Below are 22,003 nucleotides of genomic sequence, written 5' to 3' on the forward strand. Positions count from 1 at the left end.
TAGTATTACTTCTTTTAGAAAATTATATATTTAAAATTATTACAATATTATTAATGGTAGTAATATTTCTGTTTAGATTTTTGCTACTAAATTTAACCTTTTATTTAGAGAGGATTTTTAAAATGAAATTTTATGGAAAAAAATGTAATATTCTTTTGATACTTCTAATGATTCTATCTTTTTGCTTTTTATCACAATGTGTTTTTGCTGAGACAAACGACACTGTAATAAGCGATTTTGGTAGTGCTGATTTGCAGGAGGTTTCAAACGATGAATATTCCAGTTCTTATGAAATTTCGATAGATGAATCCTCACAGGTTTTATCAGATTCTCAAAATACAACTTTATTTTTAATTAGCGATAATCCTGGAACAAATATCTTAGACAAAGCTAGTCAGGAACTTTCCAGCGAAAATAAACTTGAAAATGTTAATTTGATAATCAGAAGTGGAGACCAAATAAAAACCATGGATGAGGATGAATTGAGTGGTTTATTATCTGATTGCGATGCATTTATTGGTGAATGGGTCAGCAGTGATGTTGATTCTGTTTTAACAAGTGTATTATCAAAAAATCCTAGTTTGTCTGATAAAAAGATATTCTTAATATTGGAGCCCCCATCAGGTAACTTGAATTCAGATTCCAGTTCCATAAATTTAATCAGAAACAATACTCTCAATTATAATAAGATATTTGCAGGGTATACAAATGAAGAACTGATTAATTACTTTAAAAATACCAAAAGGGGAAATTCATTTGCAAAGATCAATGATTTCTTAACAAAGGATGCAAAAGATTTTAATCCTATTTTAAACCAACTGGTTCTTTATAAAGACTTAAACGATAAGGATAATTTAAAAAATCAAATATTATACATTTTAAATTATCTAGGAGTTGATGTTGAGTTTGAAAATCCTACATTCACCGGCTCCAAGAATTATGGGATTTATAGGGATAGATGGTACTCATTGGATGAGTATATTGCCACATTTTTCAATCCAAACTTTAATCGTACAGTTGGAGTACTTGAAAGTACCATGTATGTTTCCTCCTATCAGTTACATACCTGTTATTCTATTATTGAATCATTAGAATCCAGAGGATATAATGTAATTCCAGTTTTTGCTGCGGGGGGATCTGCCGACCAGCTTAAGGTCATGGTCGAATCATGGACCAGTGCGGGCAGTGATATTTCCGGATTTTTAGACAATTCATCAAATTATGATATTTACATTGATGTTATCGTTTCTATGGTTGCATATGGTGTGGGTGGTGAAAACTTCACAAAGGCAACCGACTTTTTTGAAGAAGTCGGCGTTCCAGTATTTAGGGCTGTTCACTCCGATTATGTTTCCAATGAACAGTGGGAACTAAGTTCAACTGGCCTTACAACTGAAAAAAGCGATAAATGGTGGCATATTACTATTGCCGAGACACAGGGAATCATCGATGCAACATTTATCGGTGGAGCTTCAAGTTATATCTCTAATTTAACTGGTGCAAGAATAACAACCTATATTGCTCATAAGGGAAATATTGAGCTTTTGGCCGATAGGATTGATTCTTGGGTAGATTTGAAATACACTTCAAATGATGAAAAGCTGTTGTCCATAATTTATTATAACTATCCTCCAGGAAAACAGAATATAGGTTCCAGTTATTTGGATACCATAAAAAGTATCTATAACATGCTATATGCCTTAAAAGATGCCGGATATGATGTTGGGGAATTACCGAAAAATGTTTCTGAACTTGAAGATTTAATTATCTCCTGCGGTATTAATGTAGCTACATGGGCACCAGGCGAGCTTGCAAAATTAGCAAATCGCAGTGAAGTGACATTGCTGCCTGTTAGCGAATATACATCCTGGTTTAACAGTTTAGAGGATATTGTTAAAATCCAAGTAATTGAAGGGCCTGTGGCTTATATTGGTGAGCTAACCAAAAGAGCGGTTGAACTCAATTATACTTCAACTATTGCAGGTACAATTGATGACTGGTATAACCAAATTGTAGCATTACTTCCTGAAGAGAAAAGTACAGAATCTAAAAAAGTTTTAGAAAATATTGTTTCTAGTTTGAAAGATTATGCTAAAACTCAATCTGGTGATTATTTTGATTTGTATCTGAAATATTTCGATGAATTTAAGAAATTGAATATTTCTGGATTAAACGGTTGGGGTGAAGCTCCTGGAAATGTCATGGTCATAAATAAGAATGGAACTGACTACTTTGTCATTCCGGGATTGACTTTTGGAAATATCTTCATAGCTCCAGAGCCTCAAAGAGGATGGGAAGCAGATATCCAGAATCTTTACCATTGTACTGCCGTTGCTCCAACACATCAATATCTCGCAGCTTACTATTACATGCAGAAATCACATCCAAATGCAATGATATTTGTGGGAAGACATGCTACACATGAATGGCTGCCTGGAAAAGAGATTTTGCTTTCATCAACCGATTATGGATCTGTTGTTGTAGGCGATGTTCCTCAATTATACTTCTATATTAGTGACGGATTGGCTGAGGCAATTCAGGCAAAAAGAAGAGGTTTTGCTGTTATCATTTCACATTTAACCTCTCCGATGGCTTATACTCATTTATATGGCAATTTGACTAATTTATCAAATTTAATTAATGACTATGAAATGAATCCTAAAAAAGCTATTGAAAATAAAATTAGAAATTTAATTATTGAAAACGATTATTCAACCAATTTAGGACTTAATAAAAGTGATGTAAAGACAATTCCAATAGATTCCTTGATTGAAAAAATTGAGATGTTCTTAAAGACAACACAGGACACCCTACATCCGCTGGGTCTTCATGCATTAGGAGATGCATGGAATGAAAATGACATTGCAAGTACAGTTTCTGCAATGCTGTCTTATGATTTGGTTTTAGAAGACAATCAGGGAGTAATTAATTTATTCAAAGAGCTTTCAAGCATTTATTATTCTAAAGATTACTCATCTCTAACTGCATTTGAAAGGGAATTTATATTGAATAAGTCTTATGACATTGTCAAATCCTTAATTTATTGGGATGTAGATACGGTAAACAATGTTTTAATCAATCAGAATTCAAAATACAACAGTACAAATGTTTTAAATTGCTTGAACTTGGCTAAAACCTATATCAATCTAATTAATCAAAGCATTTCTTCAGAGTTAGATTCAATGATTAATGGTCTGAATGGCAGATACATTCCAGTTGGTGAAGGAGGAGAGGTCGTAATTAAACCGAGTGTTCTTCCTACTGGTGGAAACATGTTCCAAGACCAATCCAGCGAGCTTCCAACAAAGGATGCTTGGGAATATGCTAAAACTCTTGCATTATTGACATTACTGGATTTAAATGACACCACCGAAAAGGTTATCATGGGAATCTGGTGTGTTGAAACAGCAAGAGACGATGGGGCATTGGTTTCAACAGTTTTATATCTGCTTGGAATGAAGCCTGTCTGGACGGATTCCTCAAGTGCAGGTTATGATGATGAAGGAAATCCTACAGGTAAAAAGGTTGGATCAATGCCTGAAGTAATTAAATTAAATGATTTGACTCGTCCTGACGGATGGGATAAAAAGAGAATTGACGTAACTGTAATTACAAGCGGTTTATTTAGGGATTTATATTCCTCTCAATCAATCTTAATGGATAATGCATATAGGGTTGCACTTGCAAGATCCTATTTTACATTAATCAATAATAAAACATTAATGACTGATGACTTAAGACAAGCTTTAGAAAGTGTCATGTCCAGTATTAATTATTATGGTGTTTCAAATGAGGCAATAGAAGATAATTATGTTGCTAAACATTGGATTGAAGATTGCAGTTATTATTTAAGCATTGGTTACAATACCACTTATGCCGGTGAATGCGCTATTACACGTATTTTTGCACCGCCTAACGGGGATTATGGTGCAGGAATATCAAAATTGGTATCAATGTCCTGGACATGGAATGATACTGATGAATTGGCACAATTTTACTTAGGCAGAATGGGAAATATGTACTCCAAAAACTACTGGGGAGATACTAACTCTTTAGTTTTCTTAAGGGCACTGTCCAATTCAGATACTATCATTACCAGCCGTAATACCAATCAGTATGGTGTTCTTGACAATGATGACTTCTTTGACTATTGGGGAGGTTTGTCCATGGCGGTTGAAAATGTTTCAGGCAAATCCCCAAAAATGAATGTCCTGATGTATGCTGATAAGAATAACGCTTATGTTTCTTCCTTAGAGGAAGTGATGTATAGGGAAATAGCTGCAAGATATGACAATCCTGATTGGATTAGTGGAATGATGAACGAAGGTTATAGTGGTGCCCGTTACATGTCAAACAAATTCGTAAGCAATTTATACGGATGGCAAGTAACAAGACCAGCATCTGTCAGTGATGATTTATGGAATAGAGTTTATAATACTTATTATAAGGATAAATACAATTTAGGAGTTAAGGACTGGTTAATGAGCGGAAATAATGCATATTCACTTATTTCCATGAGTGGAACAATGTTAACTGCGGCTCATGAGGGATATTGGAATGCTGATCAGGCTACTCTAACTGATATCGCAAATACTTGGGCTCAGGCTACCGTCAAAAATGGTGTTGCATGTTGTGATTGTAGCTGTGGTAATATAGCGATGATGCAATGGGCGGTCCAATATGTCAATCCGGATATATTGGCTCAATTGTTGCCTAAATTATACGATGCAACTCAAAATCCAATATTTTTAAACAATACCAATGTTGCCCCTCCGGAAAATGTTGACCCGTCAAATGTGGATCCTTCAACTCCAAATCCAACAAACGGTTCTTCAACATCCTCTACAATTTCAGCAAACTCTACAACCAACAGCAATAATCAATTCTCACAAAGCAGTTCCGCTTCAAATGGGGATGCTGTTTCAGATGTCGGTGAAATGAGTTCAAGTAGTGATGTTGGCGGAGCTTCAGTCGAAGGGGCTGACGTTAAAAAGGCAATTGAAATAAATCCGATTACTCAACAATCCGCAAGTGAAGTCGGAATGAGCTTAATAGCTGTATTGGGCGTAATATGTTTAATCTTAATCATTGGTGTTGGCTACTTCAGAGATAGGGATGAGGATAAGAAATCTAGCAATTTGGATGCGTTATTTAATGAGAAGTTATGATGGTGAATAGGAATGGAAGTAATTAGTTTGTTATGGCAACTTGGGATATTGTCTGCTGTTTTAATCTTTGGAATAAAGTTGGGACTGGCTACAGGTCTTGCAAACATGTCAAAAAGGTATTTGGCATTGGTTTCAGTAGGCTATGGTGGAGGAGTTTTAATCTTGACAGAAATCTCCTCGTTTTATACAGCTCAGATTACTGATTTGATTTATACTTACAATTTCGAGTTTTTCTTGATAATGGCAGTAATAATGATTCTAGCGGGAATATTTACAATCAGAGAATATAAGGTTTTTGAAAAAAATACTACTGCTGCTACATGCATGGCTGTAGTAGCGCCTTGTCCATGTTGTTTTGGTTCAATCATTGTAAGTATAATGTTGGTTGCGCCAACTGTAGGTTTAGGACTTTTGAATCTCAGCGTTATTGTTGCAGCAGCATTGGTTTTAACAATTATCGTAACCTATTTCGCATCAAATTATCTTATAAGATTTATTAATAAGCCTTATCCAATCGTTTTAGGCAATTTCATGTTCTTTTTAGGAATATACTTCCTATTGTCCGCATTGTTTTTGCCTAACATTACAGCTTTAATACAAAATCCAATGGATGCAATTACAATTCAATCCCCTGAGTATATTTTGGCAGTATTTGTTTTAATGTTAATGATAATGTTCTTAGGCGGATTCTACTTTAAAAATAACAGTTATTTAGATTAATGGTGATATTTTATGGTAACAACAATTCCCGGAAGTGAAATATTAACTTCCGGTTTGAATATGATTGCTCAAAGTTTGCAGATTCCGGTAATCATATTTCTTGTAATTTTTGCATTTTTTGCAATACTCACATTAGGCAGTCTTGTTTCAGAATACACTTCTAGAAAGAAGGTCACACCTGATGCACTTGAAAAATTGATTTATGCAATATCAAAGGCAGGTTCTAGTGAAGAGCTAATGAACATAATTAAAAATGCCAAGTTATATGACAATCAGAAAGTCATTTTAGTTAAAATCCTGCGTGCGGATTCCTTAACGTCCGAGACACGGGAAACCTTAGCTAGAAAATTGATAGAGTTTGAAGAAACAAAATTAGGAAAAACACTCGAAAGAACTGATATTGTTACTCGTATTGGTCCTACCTTAGGGTTAATGGGCACATTGATTCCAATGGGTCCGGGTCTTGCCGCACTCGGTGCAGGTGATGTTAACACTCTGGCCAACGCAATTATTGTTGCATTCGATACGACTGTTGTCGGTATTGGTGCCGGAGCTGTAGGCTATTTTGTATCAAAAATCAGACGTAGATGGTATGAGGAAGATTTATCCAATTTGGATGCATTGGCCGATGCATTGCTCGATAAACTAAAACAGTAATCCGGTGTTTCAAAATGGTTAGAAAAAAGTGTAAAAAGAGATTTTCTGAAGGCGAAGAGGATCCATTAACCGGAACCACCAATCTTGTCGATGCAATGCTTGTTTTGGCAGTCGGTTTTCTGATTTTCGTAGTGATAAGTTGGAACATGCAGAGCGTTGTATTTTCAGATACCTCGCAGGATGTTTCCCAGAATATCCAAGACTCCCATGTAAATGTCACTGAAGTGACTGAAGGCCAGGAACTGAATGAAACTCCCGAGTCTTCACAAAGTCAGGGACAAGGATATATGGAAATGGGAAAAGTGTATAAAGACCCATCATCGGGCAAGCTGATAATGGTTGAAGCATAATATATATTTTTTACAAAGTATTACTTTTTATTTTTAATATTTTTTTATTTTTATTACTTTTTTTAGTTTTTTTCCCTATTCAGTATTACTATTTGGCAAAAGTAATACTTTTTTGAGGTTTATTCGTCATTTAGTAATAAGATAACTTTTATATTAGTATTACTTCTTCATTTTAATTAAGGTTATTTTATTTAAAGCTTTACACCTGTTAATTTTATCTATACTCTCTTATTCCTGTAGCTTTAAATATGATGCCTAAAAGATTATTGTGGGATATTATGAAAAGTAAATCAATTATTTTTTTATTCGTATTGGTTTTCATGATAGTTTTTTCTCTTAGTGCAGTAAGTGCTGATGATTTACAAACAACTGATTCTGGTGAAGTATCAGGGGATGTGGATTTAGCTACCGTTAATCCTTGGGATACAACTGGGGAATTAACATACGATATTCCTTCTGAAGCTAAAGATATTAAAAGTGCTGATGTCTATGTTAATGTCTACGGGGGTAGTGCAAAGAACACTCATGGTGCAAATGCAAATGTGAGTTTAAAAACTGTAAATGGTGAAAATCAAATAGCTAGTGAAGAATTATGGATTGAAGATGGCTCTACTGACGGAACCATTTATCCTGTGAATGATCACACCGATAAATGTTACTCAGACTACCAGATGCATTATGATATAACCGATTCCCTTAAAGGCTTGAACGGTTCATCTATTGCAATAAAAGTCGATACATTTGAAATGGATAATAAGACTTTTGACGGTAGAATCAAACTCATTGCTTTAATTTTAGCATACGATGATGGAGACAATGACAAAATCGCTTATTGGGTTGACGCTACACAAAAATGGACAAAAACTAATGTAACAACAACCTTTGCAACCGAAAATTTTGCTGACATTGTCAAAGCAGATTTAACAAATATCGCTCTTTCAAGCGGGGATGGCAGTTTCAAATTAAACGATGAATTATTAGGCGATCCGGATAACCATACCTCAGGCAATTACTATCAATATAGTACCTGGGACGTATCTTCTAAAATCACAGAAGGTCAAAGCACTGAAGTATTATCCATGTATGCCGGAACTTCAGCTTATGGTTCTCTTAAAAACGTTTTAACTGTATTGAAATTACAATCCAAAACAGTTGCTGCTGATGTTTCATTAGCTACCGAGTATACTAGTGTCAACACTTGTTATGCAGGTACCAACAACACTTTAACAATTAAAGCAAATGCTAATAAGCAAGGAAAATACTTAATTGAATTACTGGCTGATGGAAGCGTTGTTGACAGCACTGAAGTGGAGCTTGACGGTGAAAATGAAACTACTCTTTTATTAACCGACCCTACTATCAGACCTATTGATGAAACAACAGTCAACGGTGCAAACAATACTCAAGTCACATATGCTGTAAATGTCAAATCCGGTGATGTTGTCATTGGAAACGCTGAAAAAACAGTTCCTGTTTTATACAACGGTAATTTAGGTAAAAATTTAGCATACGATGCAAAATATATTGAAGATGTAGAAACATTCACCATTACAGGTGATGTTGTAATTGATGTTCAGGATGTAAGCAGCTATATGTCTGCTGCAGCTCAAAACAGAACAGACATTTGGGATGTTAAATTAAATGAAACTTTATCTTTAGCAAATGCATTTGTTTACGTTGCTTATAATTGGGATAAATCCGGTGAAGCTGGACCGGTATTCAATGTAACCTTTAATGGTAATGCTGTTGCTCCTAAAGCCAGTTACAGAGACCAGTCTAACTTAGGTAATTACGGTAAATACGGATATGGATTATTCATATATGATGTTTCTGACTTAATCCAAATTGGCAACAATACCCTTGTTTTAAATAAGGAATCCGGATTAACTGCTGTGTATCCAAGTACTTTAATTTATTTATACAATGATGCTGGAAGTAAAACTTTAGCTACTGTCTATATGGCAAACGGTGCTGATTTATTGTCTAACGCTAATAATAATGCAGGTAGAATTGCTGAAACTACCAATGTTTTAAGTGTAGATGCTAAAGATGCTATTGATGCAAGGTTTGTTGTTTTAGCTGCAAGTGCTCAACAAGGCGAAGCTAATGTCATATTTAATGGAAATGAAACAGTTGATGTCTGGAATGGTACTTCAAACTCTGTTGAAGTGTATATTGGAGATGCTAAAGATTCAATTGCTGATACCAATAATATTTCATTTGTCGCTACAGGTTCCACTATTTTAGCATTGAATCAAATTGTCATTACTATTAAAGACGCACCTGTTGCACCAGTTGCACCTGCTAAAATTAAAACTGTTGTCAAAGCTCCAAAAGTAACTAATAAGTTTAAAAAATCCAAATACTTTAAACTTAAAGTTTTAAAGAAATCAAACAAAAAACCAGTTAAAAAGATTAAAGTAAAAGTTAGAGTTTACACCGGTAAAAAATATAAGACTTACACTGTCAAAACCAACAAGAAAGGTATTGCAAAATTGAATACCAAAAAATTGAAAGTAGGTAAACATAAAGTCAAAATCTATTCCGGTGATTCAAGATATAAAATCAGTGCAAAAAGTGTAATTAAAATTAAAAAATAGAGATTTTCAACTCTATTTTTTCTTTTTTTATTTCAATAGAATCGACTATTTATTTTGATACTTGAATATATTAATATAATTTTAAACATACCTTATTTTCATTATATGGATTTACAATTTCTATACATGAAATTCATATCCTTACATGTACATTAGTTCCTAATCATAATTGCTTTTCATGATTTTTTTGAAATTAAATGGAAATCTTTTTATACTTAAATACTTAATTATCTATTGCAAAGATATTTTGTGGTGATAACCATGAAAGATTGGGATGATATTAAAATCAATAAGAGAAGTACAGATAAAGTATTTTTTGAATCTCCCTTAATTCAATCAATATCTGATAAGATTGATTTTTTAAGAGACGAATCCAAAGAAATATTGAAAGAAATTGACTCAACTGAGTTAAAACAACAAATCGATCAATTCGACATTGAAAAGTTTGGTGAAGATACCATTAATCAGATAGATGATTTAATAGATGAGTTATCTCAATTTAAAGATAAAATTTTAGACTCTGAAGATATTCCTGACATTGTCAAAGAATCATCCAATGAGTTTAAGGCCAATTTAAATAGGGATGAAATCTATGTTAAAAAAGCTAGAAAGAAATTGGCCAGATTGAATGCTAATGATAAGCTACTTGATAAGTATGATGCAAGCTTTAGGATAATTGAGCTTTGTGACAAGGCTATTGACTTAAACTATCGCAATGCTGATGCATATTATCTAAAAGGAATTGCATTGATTAATCTAGGAAAATATCATGAGGCTGTCAAGCAGCTAATAAAATCCCTTGCTTTAGATGGGGACAATATTGATGCAAGACTAAATGCTGGAAAAGCATATAGACTTAACAGGGAATTTGATAATGCAATCGATGCATACGGTTCCGTTTTAAAAAGAGATGAAAATTCATTTGAAGCATTTAAAGGAAAGGCAGTTACATATTACGATTGGGGAAAATATGGCAAGGCCGACGAATGCTTCAAAAAGGCAAATTCAATCGAAACTTTAGATGAAAAATCAAAGGAAATCTGGGATATCTGCCTGAATGAATTATAATCTATTTTTCGTTGTTTAGATTAGTTCATCTTCCATCATTAATTGAATGATAATTAGAAATGAATTAATCTAATTAAATATTTTTAATATCCTTCTTTTTTTCATTGAATATTTTCAAAAGATATAATACCATTCACCAACATAATTATAATTACAGATTATTATAGGTGAAAAAATGGCAAAAAACGCAATTATTACTGGTGGATCCAGAGGTATCGGTAAAGCAATGGCTTTAAAACTTGGTGAACTTGGTTACAATGTAGCTATCAACTACAGAAGTGACTCATCCAAACAATTGACCGAAGACTTAATCGAAGAAATCAAATCAGAATACGGTGTAGACGCTATTGCTGTACAAGCTGATGTAAGTAAATTTGAAGACTGCAAAAAACTAGTTGAAGCTGCTGTTGAAGCATTCGGTGAAGAAATTGATGCTTTAGTAAACAACGCAGGTATTACAAACAACTCTAACTTCATTGACTTGCAGCCTGAACAATATGAAGCTGTTATCAACACAAACCTTGTCAGTATGATGCACATGTGCCACTTGGCACTTCCTTACATGGTTGACCGTGACACTGCAATCGTATGTACCGCATCTGTCGGCGGTTTGACCGGTGTAATTAACCAAGCTGACTACTGTGCCGCTAAAACTGGTGTAATCGGATTATGCCGTGCATTAGCTTTGGAATTCGCACCTAGAAAAGTAAGAGTAAACTCAATTGCACCAGGTATGATTATGACAGACATGCTCAGAGGCGTAAACCAAGATGAATTAAACGCACTTGCTGCAACAATCCCTCTCGGACACATTGGTGAAGTTGAAGAAATCGCCGGTGCTTTGGAATACATCTTAACTGCAGATTACTTAACCGGACAAGTTATCTCACCTAACGGTGGATTTGTTTTACAATAAGGTTTTTAACCTTATTTTTTTCTTTTTTTAAATCATGTTTTCTTTTGATTTGATGTTCAATGTAGTGCATCAATAATATTATATATCAAAAAATTTAAAGGTATTTTTAACAAATCAATTAAAAATAAAGTAGGAAAGCATGAATTTAACTAAAACACTTAAAACCATAGGAAAACTGCTCAGCCCATTGAAAAAGAGCATAATTTCACTATTTCTCATTGTAGTATTCCTGTTGGTTGATGTCTACTGCAACCTGACCCTGCCAGCATACACTGCAGACATTGTGGATGTAGGTATACAGAACACCGATTTCAACTACATAATAAGTGTAGGGACCATGATGATGGCTATGGTTTTAATAGGGGTTTTAGCTACAATAGGCCTTTCATACTTCTCAAGCAAAGTATCTGCAGCTTATGGTAGGGATTTAAGGAAAATAAGTTATGACAAGATTTTAAAATTTTCAAATTTTGAATTGAATAAGATTTCAAGAGCATCCCTTATCACACGTAATACCAATGATGTTTATCAGATACAGATCTTTTTAGGATTATTCTTTACAACAATACTCTTCTCACCTATATTGGGTATTGGAAGCATTTTAAAAGCAATGGAACTTGGAACTGACCTTTTATGGATTATTGCAGTGACATTTGCCGCAGTAATCATACCTTTTGTCATAATATTTGTAAAAACAGTGCCTTTCTTCAGTGTAATGCAGGAGCTGACCGATAAAATCAATCAGACATCAAGGGAAATACTGATAGGAATACCTGTCATTAAAGCATTCGTAAGGCAGGATTACGAAGAGAAAAGATTTGAAAAAACTAATGAGGATTTCAGGTCAGTAAACCTGAAGGTTTTTCGTGTGATTCTTATTTTAATGCCTGCAATGACATTAATGTTGAATCTGATGATTGTCCTTATTCTATACTTTGGGGCATATGATGCAATCAGAGGCGAAATACTGACAGGTACAATCATAGCATTCATCCAATATGCCACACAGATTGTAATGGCATTTCTGATGATGGGCGGATTCCTGATAATGATTCCAAGAATTCTTGTATCAGGAAGACGTGTTGCAGAGGTAATAAATACCGAAATATCAATCAGCGACGGACCGATTGATGAGATAGATGACAATCCTACCATTGAATTTAGGGATGTAACCTATATCTATCCCGGAAGTGAAAAGGAAATACTGAAAAATGTTAATTTCAAACTGGAAAAAGGAAAGACTACCGCAATAATAGGAGGGACCGGAAGCGGAAAATCCACAATTCTTAATCTGATTCCACGTCTTCAGGATGTAAGCGGCGGGGAAATCCTCATCAATGATAAAAATATCAAGGAGTATAAATTATCCGTCCTTAGACAGAGAATCTCCTATGCCCCTCAAAAGGCAATTCTTTTCGAAGGTACAATAAGGTCAAACATGCTGATAGGCAAAGAGGATGCAAGCGATGAAGAGATTAGAAAGGCATTAGATATGGCGGAAGTGGACTTCATTGAAAGCCTGGACGATGAGGTTCTACAGGGAGCATCCAATTTCTCAGGTGGGCAGAAGCAGCGTCTTCAGCTGGCAAGATCAGTAATATCCGAACGTGACTTTTACCTGTTTGATGACTGCTTTTCAGCACTTGACATGAATACTGAAGCGAAAGTGAAAGAGAACCTGAAAAGCTTAAAGGAAACTTCCTCGATGCTTATTGTCTCACAGAGGATTTCAACAATCATGGATGCCGATGAAATAATCGTGCTTGATGAAGGAGAAATTATCGACAAGGGCAGTCACGATTACTTGAATGAAAACTGTAGCATCTATCGAGAAATCGTATCTTCTCAAATAGAGCAGTCCAAGGAGCTGTTATATGATGAGGAGGACTCTTCTAATTTCATGATAGACACTGATTATATCAAAAAGACCACAGGAGGCAAATGATATGGCAAGAAAACCAAGAAGAGCGCCTCCTGAAAAACCGGCAAATACCAAACAGTCCATAAAAAACATTTTCAGCCTATTGATAGGATATAAATTCAAGTTAAGCCTAACAGTTATCTGCGGAATCATATCAACGGTATTTTCAGTAATAAGCCCTCTTTTAATCGGATTTGCCACAACTGCAATATTCGATGGGATAAACTCCGGAAACATGAATCTGGAATATATTATCAATCTGCTCATAATAGTCGTAATTCTATATGTCATAAGTGCAGTCTTTTCCTATATTCAAAGCTATCTCCTGCTTGACATTACAACTGACATAAGCTATAACCTGAGAAAGGACCTGATTGAAAAAATCACTCATCTGTCAATGGGGGATTTGGATAAAAATACAAGAGGTGATATCTTATCTAGAATCACAAACGATGTGGATTCCCTGCAGTCAGGTATCGTTCAGACATTCAACCAGTTATTGACAGGGGTCATCACTATAGTCGGAGTTACAGTGATGATGCTTTCCATTAATGTATGGCTGACACTTGCCACAATAGTATTGGTTCCAATTGCCTTTTTCATTATATTTAAAGTTACCAAATTCTCACAGGATTACTATTTAAAGCAATTGGAATACAGAGGCAGATTAAACGGACTGATTGAAGAGTCATTTACAGGCCATGAAATCATCCGTGCATTCAACCAGGAAGAGGAATCCATGGATATCTTTGATGAGGAAAATGAAAACTGGTATGAACAGGAATGGAAATCAAAGTTCTTTTCAAGCCTGTCCGGTCCTTTCGTTCATTTCATCTCCAATCTCCAGTATGTAATCATATCAGTTCTTGGAGCGGTATTCGTACTTCAAAATGCAATAAGCGTCGGTGACATCCTGGCATTTATCCAGTACTCCAAAAACTTCACAACTCCAATCGAGCAGATGACAAGAATCATGAACATGATACAAACCGCAATGGCCGCAAGCGAGAGAATATTCGAATTTTTGGAAATAGATGTTGAGGAAAATCCATCCAAAGAACAAATCGAAGGAATAAATGATGAAATCAGCTTTGAAAACGTCAGCTTCGGCTACAATGAGGATGAACCGGTAATTAAGGATCTGTCATTTAAAGTCAAAAAAGGAGAAAAGATAGCTATTGTTGGTGAAACCGGAGCGGGCAAGACTACCATCGTAAAACTGCTCATGCGATTCTATGACGTAAATGGCGGGGAAATAAAGATTGACGGCGTAAATATTGAAAGATATGATAAGCATAGCCTAAGGTCCCTTGTGGGCATGGTGCTTCAGGACACATGGCTTTTCAATGACACAATCCTGAACAATATCCGCTATGGAAAACTGGATGCCACTGAAGAAGAAATCATAGAGGCTTCAAAAGAAGCGCATGCAGACCACTTTATAATGCAGAATCCTGAAGGATACGAAATGATGCTGAACGAAGATGCAGACAACATTTCCCATGGACAAAAGCAACTTCTCACAATAGCAAGAACCATCCTCTCAAACAAGCAGATATTGATTCTGGATGAAGCTACTTCATCAGTCGATACAAGAACAGAAAAACTGATTCAAAAGGCAATGGATAAGCTGATGAAAGACAGAACCAGCTTCATCATAGCCCATAGGCTTTCAACAGTCAGGGATGCCGACAATATAATCGTAATTGAAGATGGACAAATTATCGAGCAGGGAACTCATGAGGAACTGCTTGAACAGAAAGGATACTATTACAATACCCTGAACAGTCAAAGCAGAATGAGTTCATATATGGAAAAGTAGATATCACTTATATTTCTGCCACAACTCAGTTTGAAGAACGCTCTTTTTACTAACTTCTTCCAATTTTAGGAACAATTTCCAAGGCATTGACAGATGCATATATTCATTTGGAATGAAATGTTTCATCTTTCTTTTTCCCGCAAAGTCAATCGGGCTTAAAATTGGTTTTGGATCATCACTTTCAGCCTGTTGGAAGGTGAAGCTTCCGATTGCCTGGCATGATGATGCCTGTGGGGTCAAAAGATATGCGCCTTCAGTTCTGAATGATGTGTTAATCTGGATTAGGGCAGTCAGTTCAACCGGGTTTACGGTGAAAATGACGGACTGTGGAATTTCATCTTCTTCCAGATCTTCAAGGCCTTTAAATATCACATAATCTTCGCTGTCATAGATGGGACGGTTTTTTATATTCTCTTTTGCAGTTTCAAAATCAGTGAAAATTCTTTCGCCTTCCCTGAACATTTCCCTTGTGTGCTTTTTCATGTAGCCCAATCTGGTTTCGTAATCTTTCCTGTTGGGAGCTGATTCAACACCACAGGATAGAAAAGTTGCCTGAAAGTCAAGGGCATCCTCATCCTTAAAGCCGTCTCCCCAGCCGAAACCTGTGGCAAGTCCTCCGCAGGTGATGTTGTCACGGCCAAAGCAGGTCGGTTTTCTTTTGGCTATTGTCTGTGCAACAAAGCTCATTACGCAACCGCCTTTTCCTTCTTTGGGTCCTATTGCATTTTCCGGTTTGGTGTCGCTTTTGATTAGTACTATCGGTGGAAATCTGAAATCCATCTCTTTTGTGATATTGCTCTGCATATTAACTACCTCTGGTGATAGTTTTGTTGTTTTGGATTAATATTGATTTTGAAAAAATCCTGAGGCGCATCATGTCCGGTAATTTATTTGGAAAAAAGTAAAAATTGGTGGTGGAGAATAACTGTTTCTCCATTTTTAAATATCCTCTGTTTTATAATTACTGTAAAAATCTATTAAATTCTTTTTATCATCTTTTGAAAGGTCATGCCAGCGTATATTCTGTACGGCTCCTTCCAGTGCCATCAGTCTGTTAATGCATGCGCTTTCATCCAATTCTTTAATTTTCAGCCATGCTTCCCTGCTTCCGATATCAGTCAGCTCTCAATGGTGTTGATTCCCACCTCATTCAGCTGCTCTTCAAGTACTTTGCCGATATTCGACAGTTTGGAAAGTTCTCCCATTGTCAATACCTCATCAACTGTTTGTAAAAAATGATTTTTTCTCTTTTAGAGTTTTGGCTGTTTTAGGATTTATATTTTTCCGGTTGGCGGGGAATGATTAGGAATTAAGTATTTCAAATCAGATTGACATCTGCCATTGGCTAACTGAAAAATCATTTTCAGAAACGCTTCATAGTAATAACCATAAATCAATGTTTTATGCAGGGTAAACATTAATATAAAATAGTGTATATAAATACTATTAATAAATAAGTCTGAATTGGGGGAAACATTTTTGATAAACAGAAAGATAATTGTATTAACGATATTCCTTTTAACTTTATTGACTATTTCTACTGTTAGTGCAACAGATAATAATACATGCAATACTGTTAATTTAAATCAGGAGGATACTATAGGAAATTTTGAATTAATTGATTATGACTCTCTTAATAACAAGGATATTAATTCAGATGATGTTTGTGAAAGTAATGAATTTTTATCCTCTTCATCTGAAGAAAATAATATAATTTCTGCTGATAATGAATCCAATATTGAGGGTGTGTCATCATTAGATGGTTATGTAGATTATTCAGTAAGGGTATCTGATAATTCTATTAATTATGATCATGATGGGCAGTTTAAAGTATCTATTTCATATAATACTTCTCGATATGTGATTTATGATCATTATTATAAATATTATTTCTATGTTTATATTTATAACTCAAATAATAACCTTGTTGTTGGAGAACGTTATTTAGGTACTTCTTTTGATAGTGAAATTTATCATTCTATTCCTGCAAACTCTTTAGCTCCAGGTATTTACACAGTTAATATAGTTAATCATGATGATAATGTTGTGATGGATACTGCAAAATTAACAGTAAGAGCTACTTATGGTTCTTCAGTTAGTGTTGAAGATTATACTTTTAATTATAGAACTGGAGGGAAAATTTATATAAATATTACTCCGGATTATGCTTCTTATTATAAATATGATTTTTATTTAAAGATTTATGATGATCAAAACGAGGAGGTAGTTAATGAAAGATTTTGTGGTGTTGAAGATTTTGATTCTGTAATTTATAATTTCTTCCCATCGACATTTGAACCCGGGGTTTATACAATGAAATTAGTGGATACAGGCACTAATAAAGTGAAAAGCCAAGCAAAATTAACCATTCGGTCTTATGATAGTTCTTTATATTCAGCTTCTGTGGAGGATTATTGTTTAGATTATGAATATGGTGGAACTATTAGTATTCATGTTTCCCAGGCTATGTCACGTATTTACGTCAGTAATTATAGTTATAAGTTTTTTTTAGAAATTTGTGATTCTAAGAATCGTTTGAAAGTTAGAGAGAAATATCAGGGGGTTGAATTTTCTGATATTTCTGTAGGTTATAAGATTTCATCTGATAAATTTTCACCAGGGGAATATACGATAAAATTAATCGATGCAGATGATTACATGGTAATAGATACAGCCAAACTGATAATACGAGCTCAATCTAGTTATCTTTATGGAGTTTATGTTCCATATACTAGCACATATTATGGGGCTCCTGGAAATATAACTATGAGCATTACTTATGATTATTCAAATTCTTTTGGGTATGATTACTATTTGAAAATTTATGATGCTAACAATGTTGAAAAAATAAGTGCTAGATTTTATAATTCTACTTTCCAACATACTAGAACTTATTCTCTTAGTGGTAATGAACTGGAGCCTGGAAGTTACACTATAAAAATTTTAAACACTGAAGATAATTATGTGTTGAGAACGGCTAATTTAACTGTTAATTATCCTTATTATGCATATTCTGTTAGTGTTAATGATACAAATATGATTTATAACTCTGATGGAAATATTTCTATTTCCATATATCCAACTTATCCTGAAAAAATGTCTCCATACAATTTTTATTTAAGAATCTTTGATTCCAATGGTGTTCAAAAAATTGATTGGGAATATTCAGGTAAAGTTAAAGAGACCAGTTATAAAGTAATTACTATCAATTCAAAAACTCTAAACCCTGGAAAATATACTATTAAAATTATTAATATGGATGATGATTGTGTTTTTGCTAATGCTGTCTTGAAAGTTAATAAAGTTCCAACAAAAATAGTGGTTTCAGATGTAACTGCTACATATAACGATAACACTTTTTTAGTTGTAACTCTTAAAGATCAAGAAGGTAATTTGATTAAAGGAGAAAAATTAACTATAGACTTCAATGGTGTTAAATCATATACTTCTGATGTTAATGGTCAGGTTAAAGTTTCTACTAATGGATTAGTTCCAAAAACTTATACTGCAACAATTACCTTTGACGGAAATGTTACATATGATAAGTCAAGTGCTACTGCAAAAGTCGAAGTAAATAAAATTAAAGTTTCATTATATTCATCAGATTTAACTGTTATTTATAATGTTAATGATTCTTTACTTGTTACTTTAAAAGATTATAATGGTAAACCTATTGATGGAGTAAATGTATCAGTAAATCTTAATGGTGAAAAAATTTTAACTACTGATGTTAATGGTCAGATTAAAGTTCTTATAAATGATTTGGTTCCAGAAGATTATATTGCAACAGTAACATTTGATGGAAATAATATTTATGACAAATCAACAGCTACTGTTAATGTCACTGTTAAAAAGGCAACTCCTAAAATAACTGCAAAAGCAAAAACCTTTAAAAAATCTGTGAAAACCAAAAAGTACACTATAACTTTGAAAAATAACTTAAATAAAGGTATCAAGAATGCTAAAGTTAAAATTAAAATAAATAAGAAAACCTACACTGCTAAAACCAATAAAAAAGGTAAAGCTACCTTTAAAATTAAAAAATTAACTAAAAAAGGTACTATTAAAGCAAAAATAACTTATAAAGGAAATAGCTACTATAACAAAGTAACTAAAAAAGTAAAAATTAAAATTAAGTAGATGATTCACTACCATCTACACTTCTTATTTTTTTTATTACCTCAAATTATAATGCCTTTTGCATTTCTAACCGTTCTCTCCCAGCCATCCCTGATTGATATCGGGGTATCCGCATTCTTCACAAAAGCCGTTATAGTGCGGAGCACCGCATGCCGGACATTCTGAGTATGAACTTCCACTATAGTAATTGTCGCTTCGTTTTGAGGTATTTTGCTTAGTGTAATTATTTTGATTTGAGGTGCTGCCCTCACCACTGCAGCAGAATGAAACGACCACTACAACAAAGAGTATCATGCAAATCAAAGTAAATATGTCTGAAGCAGGATTTGAATACATATTTAAGATTATAATAATTCATTGTATTTAAATGATGTCAAGATTGTTATTATTAACTTTTAATTAGCATTAATATCAATAATATAACAGGGATTGGTTGAAATGATGAATCATTTCTGCGAAAACATTCAAAACAGGAACAGGTGAGAAAATGTATGAAATTGATGGAATTAATATTTCAGAGCTTAATGCAGACCCGGTTTGTTTAAACTGCAGGCACTGGCAATCCAATGTCCAGCTTTACGGTGTGGCTGAAGGCGTAATCTGCATGCTGACTAAAGTGCATACGCAACCGACAGATACCTGCAGCCAATTTTCTCCAAACATGCCTGCTGATGCTATACAAGATCCAAACAGATATCATGAAAAGTCTCAAAAATCAGCTGTTTACAGGAGATTTAGGCTTTGAAGATTTTGCCAACATTAATTTATTGAAAAATATAATATATTATCATGACTTTCATGAATAACAATGCAAACATAAAACAGTTCCAATTGATTAAATTCATAAATGAAAATTGCAATGACGACCATGTCATATCAAAGATTTCAATTGTGCTTCGCCGAGACAAAATAGAAGCCCCATATTATATGAATACAAAAATCAGGATATCTTCCTGCATTGATATGCCGGATAACGGAATCATCCATGCGATGAATGTATTAAATCATAACCGTATGCATAATTTAACTGAAGAGAACTATAATGAAATCAAATCTTTAATCATTAATGCCTTCGATAACGATGAGGAATCTGACCAGGTAAAAATCTTTAAGGAGGACAAAAGGCTGAAAATAGTTTTAATGTCAAAAAATGATGAGGAATTCAGGAATCTTCTTGAGAACTGTCATGAGCTTTTTGAAAAAATTGATAATCTGATTGATTAGAATCATAACGGAAAGTTTTAAAACTGAAAGTCAGTGCAGTTTCTTAATCTCTCTGGATAGTTTCTTACGGGTGCTTAAAAGATGCAGTCCTAAAAATATCAGGCTTAATACTGAAGAGGATTTGTGAATATGCGAAATCTTATGTTTTCCGATTTTCAAACCGGATTTCCGGATTGAAAAAATTCCTGAGATGATGGTCACTGATAAGGAAATCATAAGCCCGATGTTTATGATAAGATCGATAGTTCTTTTGAGTGTGTATTTTCCTTTTGGTATTGCTTTGAAATAGTTTTTGTTTAATTGTATATGTGCTATGATTAGAAATATCAATGCTATTCCTACGATTTCATGAATTAAAATTGGAAGGCTTAGAAATTCCAATACAATTGCAGTACCCATTAAAATGTCTACGGTAATTTTTTTCATCAAATCTCCTCATATATTGTATTGCCTCTACTTTTATTTAAATTTTTAGTCATACCTAAATTTTTTACATTAAGTTTTTTCATGCTAATCAAAATCTTGCGCCAGTTCAAGACGGCTTGACAGTTAAAAAACTGCAACATTTATATACTTGTTTTCCTAATTAAAATTAGGAATTCAAAAGAGGTGATAAAAATGCGTAAGATTACTATAGCAATATTGGCTTTAATCCTTATGGGTATGCTAATCCCAGCAGGATTTTCAACTGATTCAAATGTTGTAATAACTTATGGTGAGACAACCTATGCAAATTCTGACTTTAAATCAAATGTAGATTCATTCTTTGCATCCCAATCAGGTTTGGATGTGAACAATGTTGACGTAAAAATAATAACTGCAGAACAAGTTAATCAAGTCTCAAGCGGAATAACAGGAAAATACTACAATTCAAATCAAATATTGTCCTCTGCGCTTGTGGATTTAAATGATAATGCTGATTTAAAAGTGAGTGTGGATAAATCTAAAATTACTACAATAACAGGTCAAATGTATATTTCTGCCTTGAAATCAGCAGGAATCACCAGTGGCCATGTTTATGTAACCAGTCCTGTTGAAGCAACTGGGGAATCTGCTCTTGCTGGTATAATGAACTCATATGAAGAGGTAACAGATGTTGAAATTCCAGATAGTGTAAAAGAAGCGGCAAACGATGAAATCTATACCGAAGCTGAAATTGTAGACAATTCAGGTGTAGATCCTGATGCATTATCTGATTTAGTAACTCAAGTGAAAGAAGAAGTGGCCAGCGACAATGTTACAGACCATGACACAATTGTAAACATCATAAACAATTATGTCCAGACCAATAACATTAACATTACAAATACCGATATTGAAAACCTGGCCGACACAATTGAACAAGTGCAAAACGTGCAGGGTGATGTCAGCTACTACAAAGACCAAGTGGGTGAAAGTCGGATCGTAGCCATGTCGT

16 protein-coding genes and 1 pseudogene are annotated in these 22,003 nt (G+C 34.2%); 13 read left to right on the forward strand and 4 right to left on the reverse strand.

The annotated features are described in order from the left end of the window. Positions 1-167 precede the first annotated feature (167 nt). The 9 genes from ACKI3D_RS09915 (at position 168) to ACKI3D_RS09955 (ending at position 15,222) form a co-directional block, all read left to right on the forward strand. On the forward strand, positions 168-5,168 hold the full coding sequence (locus ACKI3D_RS09915) for a cobaltochelatase subunit CobN (protein ID WP_407394152.1): 5,001 nt from the start codon (positions 168-170) through the stop codon (positions 5,166-5,168). A 12-nt stretch (positions 5,169-5,180) separates the two neighbouring features. Then, complete coding sequence (locus tag ACKI3D_RS09920) at positions 5,181-5,888, forward strand: DUF2162 domain-containing protein (protein ID WP_407394154.1); 708 nt, start codon at positions 5,181-5,183, stop codon at positions 5,886-5,888. A 12-nt stretch (positions 5,889-5,900) separates the two neighbouring features. After that, positions 5,901-6,545 carry a MotA/TolQ/ExbB proton channel family protein gene (locus ACKI3D_RS09925; RefSeq protein WP_407394156.1) on the forward strand — a complete coding sequence of 215 codons (645 nt, stop codon included), beginning with the start codon at positions 5,901-5,903 and terminating at the stop codon, positions 6,543-6,545. Positions 6,546-6,559: 14 nt separating this feature from the next. Continuing rightward, positions 6,560-6,895, forward strand: coding sequence for a DUF2149 domain-containing protein (locus tag ACKI3D_RS09930; RefSeq protein ID WP_407394158.1), 336 nt, complete (start codon positions 6,560-6,562; stop codon positions 6,893-6,895). Between the two features lie 320 nt (positions 6,896-7,215). Then, on the forward strand, positions 7,216-9,495 hold the full coding sequence (locus tag ACKI3D_RS09935) for a DUF3344 domain-containing protein (protein ID WP_407394160.1): 2,280 nt from the start codon (positions 7,216-7,218) through the stop codon (positions 9,493-9,495). 261 nt (positions 9,496-9,756) lie between these two features. Next, entirely contained in the window at positions 9,757-10,563 is an 807-nt protein-coding gene (locus tag ACKI3D_RS09940; protein ID WP_407394161.1) for a tetratricopeptide repeat protein, read from the forward strand. A 175-nt stretch (positions 10,564-10,738) separates the two neighbouring features. Further along, entirely contained in the window at positions 10,739-11,479 is a 741-nt protein-coding gene (locus ACKI3D_RS09945; RefSeq protein ID WP_407394162.1) for an SDR family NAD(P)-dependent oxidoreductase, read from the forward strand. Positions 11,480-11,618: 139 nt separating this feature from the next. Then, positions 11,619-13,424 carry an ABC transporter ATP-binding protein gene (locus tag ACKI3D_RS09950; RefSeq protein ID WP_407394164.1) on the forward strand — a complete coding sequence of 602 codons (1,806 nt, stop codon included), beginning with the start codon at positions 11,619-11,621 and terminating at the stop codon, positions 13,422-13,424. Between the two features lies 1 nt (position 13,425). Further along, positions 13,426-15,222: an ABC transporter ATP-binding protein gene (locus tag ACKI3D_RS09955; RefSeq protein WP_407394165.1), complete on the forward strand. Its 1,797-nt coding sequence runs from the start codon at positions 13,426-13,428 to the stop codon at positions 15,220-15,222. Between the two features lie 3 nt (positions 15,223-15,225). On the opposite strand, the gene ACKI3D_RS09960 is transcribed toward ACKI3D_RS09955, so the two are convergent. Beyond that, positions 15,226-16,026 carry a DUF169 domain-containing protein gene (locus tag ACKI3D_RS09960; protein WP_407394167.1) on the reverse strand — a complete coding sequence of 267 codons (801 nt, stop codon included), beginning with the start codon at positions 16,024-16,026 and terminating at the stop codon, positions 15,226-15,228. A 135-nt stretch (positions 16,027-16,161) separates the two neighbouring features. Then, positions 16,162-16,427, reverse strand: a pseudogene (locus tag ACKI3D_RS09965) (TfoX/Sxy family protein). Positions 16,428-16,701: 274 nt separating this feature from the next. Between ACKI3D_RS09965 and ACKI3D_RS09970 the strand changes: the two are divergent. Next, positions 16,702-19,362 carry a hypothetical protein gene (locus ACKI3D_RS09970; protein ID WP_407394169.1) on the forward strand — a complete coding sequence of 887 codons (2,661 nt, stop codon included), beginning with the start codon at positions 16,702-16,704 and terminating at the stop codon, positions 19,360-19,362. A gap of 66 nt (positions 19,363-19,428) precedes the next feature. Here ACKI3D_RS09970 and ACKI3D_RS09975 read toward each other — a convergent pair whose 3' ends face one another. Next, positions 19,429-19,698 (reverse strand): hypothetical protein, encoded by a 270-nt coding sequence (locus ACKI3D_RS09975; RefSeq protein WP_407394170.1) that lies wholly within the window; start codon positions 19,696-19,698, stop codon positions 19,429-19,431. 151 nt (positions 19,699-19,849) lie between these two features. On the opposite strand from ACKI3D_RS09975, the gene ACKI3D_RS09980 reads away from it, so the two are divergent. Further along, the gene (locus tag ACKI3D_RS09980; RefSeq protein WP_407394172.1) at positions 19,850-20,107 is read left to right on the forward strand and encodes a hypothetical protein; all 258 of its coding nucleotides are present in this window, start codon (positions 19,850-19,852) and stop codon (positions 20,105-20,107) included. A 44-nt stretch (positions 20,108-20,151) separates the two neighbouring features. Further along, on the forward strand, positions 20,152-20,586 hold the full coding sequence (locus tag ACKI3D_RS09985; RefSeq protein WP_407394173.1) for a hypothetical protein: 435 nt from the start codon (positions 20,152-20,154) through the stop codon (positions 20,584-20,586). Between the two features lie 30 nt (positions 20,587-20,616). Here ACKI3D_RS09985 and ACKI3D_RS09990 read toward each other — a convergent pair whose 3' ends face one another. Beyond that, complete coding sequence (locus ACKI3D_RS09990; RefSeq protein WP_407394174.1) at positions 20,617-21,012, reverse strand: hypothetical protein; 396 nt, start codon at positions 21,010-21,012, stop codon at positions 20,617-20,619. A 192-nt stretch (positions 21,013-21,204) separates the two neighbouring features. Between ACKI3D_RS09990 and ACKI3D_RS09995 the strand changes: the two genes are divergently transcribed. Continuing rightward, the coding region (locus tag ACKI3D_RS09995; protein WP_407394176.1) for a DUF1002 domain-containing protein at positions 21,205-22,003 on the forward strand (799 nt) is incomplete at its 3' end.

The sequence above is a fragment of the Methanobrevibacter sp. genome (genome assembly GCF_045586545.1).
Lineage (GTDB): Archaea > Methanobacteriota > Methanobacteria > Methanobacteriales > Methanobacteriaceae > Methanocatella.